The following is a 9,958-nucleotide window of genomic DNA, read 5'->3' on the forward strand; positions in this document are numbered from 1 at the left end:
ACCGCAGCCGCCGCCGATGCCTGGGGCGCCGGTGCCCTCGGCTTCGTCCGCGGCGCCGGCGAGTGGTGGATGGCCCGTCGCGACACCCCCGGCATGCCCGACCGGACCGCCGCCGCGGCCCGCATCACCGACTGGCTCTGGGCCGGGGTCGAACCCCCGCGCTGACACCCGCACCACCCCGCCGACCCCGGCGCCTGCTCAATGACGAGGAGACCGCACGTGACCACCACCACCGACCGCCCCCCGACCGTCACGGCCCGGGTCGACGTGCCGTCCCTGCGCACCGACCTGCTCGGCCGGTACGCCGAGCTGCGCCTCATGGCCCGCGAGATCATGCGTGACCCCCGGTTCCACAAGGTCGAGGGCCAGGACCGCGCCGAGCACCGTGCCCGCGTCCTCGAGCAGCTGCTCGAGCTCGCCGCGCAGCACGACGTCGTCCGGGCGTTCCCCACCCGGCTGGGCGGGGCCGACGACCACGGCGGCTCCGTCGCCAAGTTCGAGGAGCTCGTGCTGGGTGACCCGTCCATGCAGATCAAGGCCGGGGTGCAGTGGGGGCTGTACGCCTCGGCGATCCTGCACCTGGGCACCGCCGAGCACCACGACCGCCTGCTGCGCCCGGCGATGACGCTGGCCACGCCCGGGGTGTTCGCGATGACGGAGACCGGGCACGGCTCCGACGTCGCCGCCGTCGCGACCACAGCGGAGTACGACCCGGCGACCGGTGAGTTCGACCTGCACACCCCGTTCCGTGCCGCGTGGAAGGACTACCTCGGCAACGCCGCGCTGCACGGGCGCGCCGCCGTCGTGTTCGCCCAGCTCCTCACCACCGAGGGCGGGCAGCGCGTCAACCACGGCGTGCACGCCTTCCACGTCCCGATCCGCGACGAGCACGGCGAGTTCCTGCCCGGCATCGGGGGCGAGGACGACGGGCAGAAGGGCGGGCTCAACGGCATCGACAACGGCCGGCTGTGGTTCGACCACGTACGGGTGCCGCGCGCCGACCTGCTCAACCGGTACGCCGACGTCGCGCCCGACGGCACCTACACCTCGCCGATCGCCAGCCCCGGCCGGCGGTTCTTCACCATGCTCGGCACCCTGGTGCAGGGCCGGGTCTCGCTCGACGGCGCCGCGGTGAACGCCCAGCGTCTGGGCCTGACCATCGCGACGACGTACGCCAACCAGCGCCGCCAGTTCAGCCGCGGCAGCGAGGAGGTGGTGCTGCTCGACTACGCCGAGCACCGCCGCCGGCTGCTGCCGCGTCTGGCCACGGCCTACGCGCAGACCTTCGCCCACGAGGAGCTGCTCGCCTCGTTCGACGAGGTGTTCTCCGGCCGCGGCGACACCCCCGACGCCCGGGAGGAGCTGGAGACCAGGGCCGCGGCGATCAAAGCCGTCTCCACCTGGTCCGCCCTCGACACGGTGCAGACCTGCCGGGAGGCGTGCGGCGGTGCGGGCTTCCTGAGCTTCCCGTCCACCGCGACGTACCCACCCGAGGTCCCCGAACCGGTGGACGTACCGGCCGACGGGGTCGTGGCACCGGGCCGAGCCGGCACACCGTTCGATCCGGGGCCTGGCCCGGTGCCACCCCCCGTCGACGAGGACGACGGCACGGGCGCCACCGCCTCGAGGAGCGCGCCACCCAGTGCACCTGCCGCGCCCGCCGCAGCCCCGAGGCCGCTCGTCGAGCTCCCCGACCTGCCCGACGAGCCGCTGCTCGACGTGGAGGTGTCCAGGTCGGAGGGGGTCTCGTCCGTGCGACGGATCTTGATGGTCCGGATCACATCCGTCGCGGCGGAGAGCGACGCGGCCTGCTCGTTGAGGCGCACGGTCGCTTCCTTGACCGCTGCGGCCGCTGCCTCGGCCCGTTGCTTCGCGTAGAACGACGTGACCAGCCCGAGCGCGCCTTCGCCTGCCACCACGGAGAGTCCGCCGGTCGTGACGACCGTGCCGGCTTCGGCCGTCCGCACAGCACCGGAGACCCAGGACGGCATCGAGGGCAGGCCGTCCACCTTGTCCGCGATCTCGCCGCGGTAGGCGTTGGCCGCGGTGATCGCCGCGTTCATGGCGTCGATCGCCGCGCCGGTCTCCTCAAGGAACCCGGTCAGGCTCTCGGCTGCGGCGCGCGCGGCCTGGTCCGCCGTCCCGAGCAGGCCGGAGCTCTGGACGATCTTGTCCAGCTCGGTCTTGAGGGCGTCGAGTCCGGCACTCAAGCTCGGTGCACCGGCCAGGGCCCAGTTCTCGCCGCCGACCAAGGCCAGCAGTTGTTCCTCAGCGCTGCTGCGGTCACTCATCGTTGCCCCCTGTGGTGGTCAGTTGTTCTGGTCTGGCGTTCCGTGCGCGTCTCGTGTCAGGCCTGTCGGTGGGTGCCTGCTGGTGCCTGCGGGTCGGGGCGGCGTCGGGTGGCCAGCACGACCACGAGGACCACGACCAGCAGCAGGGCGACCCCGCCGCCGATCACCCACACCCACGCACCAAGCCCACCCGAGGAGGACGGCACCGCCGGTGCGACCGACGCCGACGGTGACGGCGTGGCCAGCGCCGGTGCCCATGCCGGACGCTGGGCCTGGGCGATCTGCTCGGCCGTGATGATCCACTGCCGGTCGGCGCGAACGTCGATCAACGGGTTCACGTCCGGGTACTGCGTGGGATCCACCTTGAGCATGTGCACCACCGACGCCAACCCATACCCCAGCACCGCGTCATAGCCGAGGGCGTGGTCCTGGCCGCCGGTGTTGTGGATCAACGACTGCAGGATCTGGTTGCCCGTCGCCTTCGGATACTTCGACCACACATCCGCCAACATCCCCGCCACCAGCGGCGTTGCGAGCGACGTCCCGGCCGCGTCGGTCTTCGTGGTCTGCCACGACCCCGACTCCACCGTGCCCTGGTAGAACATGCCCACACCCGCAGCCCGCACGGTGACCCGTGGGTAGGGCGTCGGACCGTGAGCCGCGTCCTCGTTGGGGGGCTGCAGGTTCTCGTCGACGGCGGCCACCGCCACCACACCGTTGACCTGCGCCGACGTGTCCAGCTGCTCCGACTTGTTCGGCAGCGCCCCCACCAGGATGACGCCACGGTGCAACGCCCACGCGATCGCGTCCTCCTCGCTGCCGTTGAGGAACTGGCCGATCGAGTAGGAGATGATCTGCGCCCCGTCATCGACCGCCGCGACAATGGCTCTCGCGAACTCCGAGGAGGTGTCGGAGTCCGAGACGTGTCCGCAACGCTCCGTGTCGCTGTTGCCCCTGATGGCGTAGAAGCGCACCTGGGCGTCCGGCGCAATCCCCGCCGTGGCAGCACCCCCGTCATACCCTGCGCCAGTTCCCGAGATCAGCGCGGTCACGTTCGTGCCGTGCAGCGAGCTCGCCGAGACCTGCGTCGTCTGCGCCGGATAGAACTGCGACGGGTTGTCCGGGACGACGCAGAAGGACGGCTCGCGCACGCTCACGTGGGCACCGGTGAGCATCGGCACCGAGGTGTTGATCTGCTCGTCGATCACAGCAACCTTCACCCCCGCACCACGCACCCCCTGCGCCTGAACCTCCGGCACCCCATACGCCTCGTACCACCACAACCCATCACCACCAGCAGCACCCGCAGGCACCGCCCACGCCACCACCAACCCCGCAGACACCACCAACGCCCACACACCACGGCGACACCTCACTTGAGCGCCCCGCCCCTCTGCTCGTGGTCCACATCGCCGACGCCGGCGACCTCCGCCGCCCTCGTCGTGTCGGCAGCGACCTGCTCCTGAGCCTGGCCCACGGCGGTCAGCAGGACGGCGGCGCCCTGCACCGCTTCGGCCTGCTGCGCGGTCGAAGCGGCGGCGGACGCGTCTGCGTCGGCCAGCCTCTGGGCGGCGGCCTTGAGCTCCTCGGCATGGGTGGCGATGTAGGACTGGAGCTTGTCGAGCTGGGTGGAGAGCGCCGCGGCCGCCCCGCTCAGCGCGCTCTCGAACTTGTCCGCCGGGGCGACGCCACGCAGCCCGGTGGTCTGCTCGACGGCGGCGTTCGTCGGGAGGTGTCCCAACGAGGCCTGCAGGCGACGCGCCCGTTCGAGCACGAAGTCCAGGTCCCCGCCGATCGTGGTGATGCTCATCTCTGCTCCCCTGCGCCGGTCAGCTGTCTCGTCGTCCGTGGTGCGGTGTCTGGTCGTGTGGTGACTGGTCGTGCCACGGTTGCGCGTCTCATCTCAGGTCTGCCGGGAGGGCGCTGCTGGTGCCTGCGGGTCGGGGCGGCGTCGGGTGGCCAGCACGACCACGAGGATCACGACCAGCAGCAGGGCGACCCCGCCGCCGATCACCCACACCCACACACCAAGACCACCCGACGGGGAAGGCACCACCGGTGCGACCGACGCCGACGGCGACGGCGTGGCCAGCGCGGGCGCCCACGCCGGACGCTGGGCCTGGGCGATCTGCTCAGCCGTCAGGTTCCACGCCTCCTGACTGCCCTGAGCGATCAACGGGTTCACGTCCGGGTACTGCGTGGGATCCACCGTGAGCATGTGCACCACCGACGCCAACCCATACCCCAGCACCGGGTCGTAGTCGAGGGCGTGGTCCTGCCCGCCGGTGTTGTGGATCAACGACTGCAGGATCTGGTTGCTCGTCGCCTTCGGATACCGCGACCAGACGTCGGCGAGCATCCCCGCCACCAGCGGCGTTGCGAGCGACGTCCCGGCCGCATCGGTCTTCCTGGTCTGCCACGACCCAGACTCCACCGTGCCCTGGTTGAACATGCCCACACCCGCAGCCCGCACCGTCACCCGCCCGTAGTTCACCGGCCCCTGAACCGCGTCCCCACTCGCCGGCTGCAGGTTCTCGTCGACGGCAGCCACCGCCACCACACCATTGATCTCCGCCGACGTGCCGCTGTCGAGCCACTCGTTCGGCAACCCACCCACCACGATGACACCCTGGTGCAACGCCCACGCGACCGCGTCCTTGTCACTGCCCACAAGCAGCGCGCTGATCGAGTACGAGATGATCTGCGCCCCGTCATCGACCGCTGCGACCACGGCCCTCGCGAACCCCGACGCCCCACCATCGTCCCCGGCGACGTTGCAATGAAGCTTGTTGCCCGCATCGGTGCCGTCCGAGATCGAGTAGAAGCGCACCTGGGCATCAGGAGCCATCCCCGCCGTGGCCGCACCACCGTCGTACCCGACGCCGGTCCCCGAGATCATCGCCGTCACATTCGTGCCATGGAACGAGTCGTGCGACATCACCGTCGTGTTCGCCGGCAGCACCTGCGTCGAACCATCCGACACCGCACAGAACGACGGCTCACGCACACTCACGTTCGCCCCCGTCAACATCGGCACCGACGTGTTGATCTGCCCGTCGATCACCGCCACCTTCACCCCCGCACCACGCACACCCTGCGCCTGAACCTCCGGCACCCCATACGCGTCGTACCACCACAACCCATCACCACCAGCAGCACCCGCAGGCACCGCCCACGCCACCACCAACCCCACCGACACCACCAACGCCCACACACCACGACGACGACGCCGCACCGAACCTCGCCGCCCCCGGAGCACCGTGGACCTCCCCTGACATGTGGTCGTCTGCTGACTGCGTCCTGCTGTCTGCGTCCTGCTGTCTGCGTCCTGCTGCGCACCCGCCGTCGGCGGGCCGACGGCGGGGCTGCCGCGGGCACCTGTCCGGTGCCCGTCGGCCACCCCGCCGCCGTCGAACCGTGCTGTGCTCGGACCGCGCTGCCCTCGAACGGCGCTGCGGTCGAGCCGCGCCCGCTAGAGCGCGAAGCGCTGCGCCGACGCCTTGTCGGCGGCGGTGTAGCCCTGCGCGATCTCGTCGGTCTTCGCGGCGATCTGCTCGAGCAGCTGCTGCAGCTCGGTCAGAGACTGCGTCCATGCACGCTGGGCCGTGTCGTACGACGCCTGCGCCTCACCGGACCAGCTGGCACGCAGCTGGGACACCTTGGAGTCCAGCGACTCCAGCTCCGAACGGATACCCGTGGCACCCGTCCGGATCTGCGACGACAGACCCGAGACCTGCTCGGGGCTGACCGAGAACGAACCCACACCAGACATGACGACTCCTTCTGCTCGTGGCCGACCGGGAGACCGGGTCAGGCGCCCATGATCGAGGCGAGACCGGCGATGGTCTGCTGGTGCGACTCATCGGTGGACGCCTGGTCCTGGGCAGTGCCCCGCAGGGACGCCTCCAGGGTGTCGAGCACCGCGTTGAGCTTCTTGGTCTTGGTGTCCCACTCCGCCATGAGCTGGGTGAAACGCGCCGCAGCGGGCCCCGTCCACATGCTCCCGACGGTCTCGATCTCGCTGCGGACGAAGCTCACCCGCTGATCGATCCCGGCCTTGGCGTCGGCCACCGCCTGCGCACCGCGCTGGAGGGCCCCCTCTTCCGCGGAGATCTGCTCTGCCACGTTTCACGCTCCATTCACTCGAGTCGGTGCCTGCCGTGCACGCCGGTGGCAACCGTCTCGACCGCCCCCCGGCCCCGTCCGGCCGCTCCAGGTGCACCGCACAGGTGCGCCGGACAAGCCTTCGGGCGTGGCCACGCTAGCGGTCCGCACGCCGTCGAGGTCACGGCTCGGCGGGTGAGATGGGCCACCGGCCACCAGATCGACCCGATCCGGTGAACGTCGGAACGGCCGCGTCACCAGCCGCTACCCTGGCTCGCAGCCGGGCCGGGACGCACGTGTGCCGCGCCGGCGTGCTCGGTTCAGGGGGATCGATGAGTCAGTCCGTCGCGACGTCCCGGGCGGTGCTGCACCTGTCCGTCACCGGGGAGGACCGCCGCCTCGACCTCGGCATCCCCGCCCAGGTTCCCCTGGTCGAGCTGCTGCCAGGCATCGTGCGCGGCCTCGGGGTGCTCGACCCCACGCTCGTGCACGGCGGGTTCGCGCTGCGCCGCTCGGACGGCACCGACCTGGACCCGGCCGCCAGCTGCGCCGCCCAGGGCGTGCGGGACGGTGAGCTGCTCACCCTGGTGCGCGGGACGCTCGTCGCCGACCGACCGCGGTACGACGACGTCGTCGAGGCCGTCATCGACGCCACCCGTGACCAGCGCGCGGCCTGGACCCAGACCGACCACGCCCGCACGGCGACGGCCGTGAGCGTCACCCTGCTGGCCCTCGGCGCCGGGCTGCTGCTCACCTCCCCGCACGGGCTCGGGCTGTCCGCGCTCGTCGGGCTCGGTGCCGCGATCGTGCTCGTCGCCACCGCCGCCGTGCTCACCCGGGTGGGCCAGCCGGAGGCCGGCAGCGCCCTCGGGCTGGCGGCCGCCGTCTACGGTGCCGTCGGCGCCTACCTGCTCACCCCGGCCGGCCCGTTCTGGTCCTGGCCGCTGGCGGCCGCCGGGCTCGGCCTGCTCGTCGTCGGCGGGCTCGCGCTGGCCAGCACCGCGGCATCGCCCCAGGTGCACCTCGTGCCGATCGCCCTGGGCATCGCGCTCGGGCTCACCGGCCTGGTCGCCGCCCTGGCCGGCGGCGGGTCCGTCGCACCGTTCGCCGTGCTCGTGGCCGTGCTCGGTGCGGTCTCGAACGCGCTGCCCTGGCTGGCGCTCAGCTCGACCCGCATCAAGGTCATCAGCCCGCTCAGCGACGCCGAGGTGCTCGCCGCACCGCCACCGATCGACGGACCCGAGGTGGCCCGCCGCACCGCCGAGGGACATGCGATCCTGCTCGCGCTGCGGATCGCCTTCGGGCTCGCCGTGCTCACCGTGACGCCCAGGGTCGCCTCCGCCGGGATCGCCGGGGCGCTGCTGTGCACGCTCGCCTTCCTCGGCCTGATGTTCTGGGCACGCCAGGTGTACGCCCGGGCCGAGGTGGGCGTCCTCATGGCGATCGGCACGGCGGGGCTGGCCCTCACCGGGGCCGTCGTCGCGCAGACCGGCACCCTCGACCGCTCCGTCCTGCTCGCGGCGCTGCTCACCGCGGCCGTCGGCCTGGTCACCCTCACGCTGCTGAGCCCCGCCGCACGGATCCGCCTGGTCCCGCTGTTCGACGCCGTCGAGCTGCTCGCGCTGGCGGCGCTGCTGCCGCTGGGCGCGATCGCCGCCGGGCTGGCCTGACCGGGGTGGCCAGCAAGAAGGACCTCATCGAGGCGCAGTCGTTCAGCCGTCGCCGGCTGCTCACCGCCTTCACCAGCGGTGCCGCCGGTGGCAAGGAGCTCGAGCCGGCCCGGCCGATGCGGGCCGTCGTCGCCGGGCTCGTCCTCACCGCGCTCGTCGTGGTGGGCGGGGTGTTCTCCGGGATGATCTCCCCCGGGCTGCCCGACGGCTGGTCCAACAACCGGCTCGTCGTCGCCACCGACACCGGGGCCCGGTTCGTCTCGGCAAACGGGACCCTGCACCCGGTGGTCAACACCACGAGCGCCCGGCTGCTCATCCCGTCCGGGGAGTTCGCCGTCGTCACGACGTCGTCCTCCCGGATCGCGAAGGTGCCGGTCGGGCAGAGCGTCGGCATCATCGGCGCACCCGACCAGCTGCCCGCCCGCACGTCCCTGGTCGGCACCGGCTGGACCGCCTGCCTGGGGCCGGACGGGTCGACCCAGGTCACGATCGCCCCCACCCCGCACGCCACGGCGACCGACGCCGCCGCCGTCGTCACGACCCGCGCCGGGGTGTTCGTGGTGGCCGGGTCGAGGCGCTACCAGGTCGACCCCGGCCGGGTGGACCCGGTGCTGCGCGCGCTCGGGCTCGGCGAGGCCACCCGGCACCAGGTGGACGAGCGCTGGCTCGACCTCTTCGACCCGGGCACCACGCTCGCACCGGTCGTCGTCAACGACGCCGGGCACCCGCTGGCCGGGACGTCGCTGCTGGTCGGGCAGGCCGTGCACGCAGCCGGCAGCCCCGACGCCGACCGGTACGTCGTGCAGGCCGACGGGTCGCTGGCCGCGCTGTCCCCGCTGGCCTACCAGCTGTACCTGCTGGGGACCGGCTCGCTGCAGGGCACCGCGACCGACGTCCCCGCAGCCACGCTCGAGGCGCTGCCGACCGCCGTCGCACCGGCCGGCGCAAGCGGCTGGCCGACCGCCGTCCCGCAGGCGCTGGGCGCCGACCAGCAGGTCTGCGCCCTCACCACCCGCACCGACGGGCAGGCCACGACCTCGCTCGCCGTCGGTACCGCGAGCGGCGACGGCACGCCGGTCACCGTGGCGCCGGGTGCCGGAGCCCTCGTGCGGGACAACGGGCGCGGGACCAGCTCGGCCGGCACGCTCTACCTCGTCGACGCCACCGGCACCGCGTTCCCCGTCGCCCCGGACGCCGAGACCCTCGCCCGGCTGGGCTACACGTCCGCCGACGTCGGCGTGGTGCCGAGCGGCTGGATCGAGCTGTTGCCCGTCGGCCCCGCGCTGTCGACCGAGGCCGCCGGCGCCGATGCCGGGCGCAGCAGCACGGTCGCGCCGTGACCCGGCACCGCCTGCCGGCCGTCGCGGCCCTGGCCGTCGCAGCGCTGGCCGGTGCAGCGACGGTCGCTGCAGCACTGGTCGGCAGCGCACCGGCCGCCGCGGCACAGCCGTCCGGCACGACGTGGGGATCCCCCGCCGAGGCGGGCCAGACCTGCACCGCGGGTCAGGTGGTCTGGTTGGACCAGGCCCCCGCCGCGTTCGCCATGCTGCAGACGGACCTGGCGTGGAAGATCACCCGGGGTGACGGGGTGCTCGTCGCCGTCGTCGACTCCGGGGTCGACGCGACCAACGCCCACCTCACCCCGGCCCTGGCCGGAGGTGTCGACCTCGTCGGCGACGGTGCCGGTGCGCACGGGTACGCCGACCTCGACGGGCACGGCACCGCCGTCGCCGGGGTGATCGCGGCCCGTGCGGTCGACGGCTCCGGAGTGCTCGGCGTGGCACCGGCGGCCCGGCTGCTGTCCGTGCGCGTGTTCGCCGAGAACACCGACCAGGCCCGGCAGGCCGGGTTCGGCCCCACGCCCGGACGCATCGCGGACGGCATCCGGCAGGC

The 9,958-nt window shown here is 72.8% G+C and carries 9 protein-coding genes; 4 read left to right on the forward strand and 5 right to left on the reverse strand.

Annotated features, from left to right (window positions below; translation table 11 throughout):
• Positions 1 to 219 precede the first annotated feature (219 nt).
• Entirely contained in the window at positions 220 to 1,878 is a 1,659-nt protein-coding gene (locus F2B26_RS11850; protein ID WP_235929637.1) for an acyl-CoA dehydrogenase family protein, read from the forward strand.
• Between the two features lie 469 nt (positions 1,879 to 2,347).
• Here the strand turns inward: F2B26_RS11850 and F2B26_RS11855 are convergent, their stop codons facing one another.
• The 5 genes from F2B26_RS11855 to F2B26_RS11875 form a co-directional block, all read right to left on the reverse strand.
• Positions 2,348 to 3,511 (reverse strand): S8 family serine peptidase, encoded by a 1,164-nt coding sequence (locus F2B26_RS11855; RefSeq protein WP_159809619.1) that lies wholly within the window; start codon positions 3,509 to 3,511, stop codon positions 2,348 to 2,350.
• Positions 3,512 to 3,663: 152 nt separating this feature from the next.
• On the reverse strand, positions 3,664 to 4,101 hold the full coding sequence (locus F2B26_RS11860) for a hypothetical protein (protein WP_159809621.1): 438 nt from the start codon (positions 4,099 to 4,101) through the stop codon (positions 3,664 to 3,666).
• A 93-nt stretch (positions 4,102 to 4,194) separates the two neighbouring features.
• Positions 4,195 to 5,367 carry a S8 family peptidase gene (locus tag F2B26_RS11865; protein WP_159809623.1) on the reverse strand — a complete coding sequence of 391 codons (1,173 nt, stop codon included), beginning with the start codon at positions 5,365 to 5,367 and terminating at the stop codon, positions 4,195 to 4,197.
• 396 nt (positions 5,368 to 5,763) lie between these two features.
• Positions 5,764 to 6,063, reverse strand: a complete 300-nt coding sequence (locus F2B26_RS11870) for a WXG100 family type VII secretion target (RefSeq protein ID WP_159809625.1) — start codon at positions 6,061 to 6,063, stop codon at positions 5,764 to 5,766.
• Positions 6,064 to 6,101: 38 nt separating this feature from the next.
• On the reverse strand, positions 6,102 to 6,416 hold the full coding sequence (locus F2B26_RS11875; RefSeq protein ID WP_159809627.1) for a WXG100 family type VII secretion target: 315 nt from the start codon (positions 6,414 to 6,416) through the stop codon (positions 6,102 to 6,104).
• A 311-nt stretch (positions 6,417 to 6,727) separates the two neighbouring features.
• Between F2B26_RS11875 and eccD the strand changes: the two genes are divergently transcribed.
• From eccD to F2B26_RS11890, 3 genes are all read left to right on the forward strand, one after another.
• Complete coding sequence (eccD, locus tag F2B26_RS11880; RefSeq protein WP_159809629.1) at positions 6,728 to 8,065, forward strand: type VII secretion integral membrane protein EccD; 1,338 nt, start codon at positions 6,728 to 6,730, stop codon at positions 8,063 to 8,065.
• A 5-nt stretch (positions 8,066 to 8,070) separates the two neighbouring features.
• Positions 8,071 to 9,405 carry a type VII secretion protein EccB gene (eccB, locus tag F2B26_RS11885; protein ID WP_159809630.1) on the forward strand — a complete coding sequence of 445 codons (1,335 nt, stop codon included), beginning with the start codon at positions 8,071 to 8,073 and terminating at the stop codon, positions 9,403 to 9,405.
• On the forward strand, positions 9,402 to 9,958 hold a 557-nt coding region (locus F2B26_RS11890; RefSeq protein WP_159809632.1), incomplete at its 3' end, for a S8 family serine peptidase. The genes eccB and F2B26_RS11890, both read left to right, overlap by 4 nt.

Origin of the sequence: Cellulomonas citrea (assembly GCF_009829685.1) — a bacterium.
GTDB classification, from domain to species: domain Bacteria; phylum Actinomycetota; class Actinomycetes; order Actinomycetales; family Cellulomonadaceae; genus Cellulomonas; species Cellulomonas citrea.

Coding starts and splice junctions, on each gene's coding strand:
- F2B26_RS11860 (WP_159809621.1), bottom strand. CDS start 4,101: ATGAGCATCACCACGATCGGCGGGGACCTGGACTTCGTGCTCGAACGG.
- F2B26_RS11870 (WP_159809625.1), bottom strand. CDS start 6,063: ATGTCTGGTGTGGGTTCGTTCTCGGTCAGCCCCGAGCAGGTCTCGGGT.
- eccD (WP_159809629.1), top strand. CDS start 6,728: ATGAGTCAGTCCGTCGCGACGTCCCGGGCGGTGCTGCACCTGTCCGTC.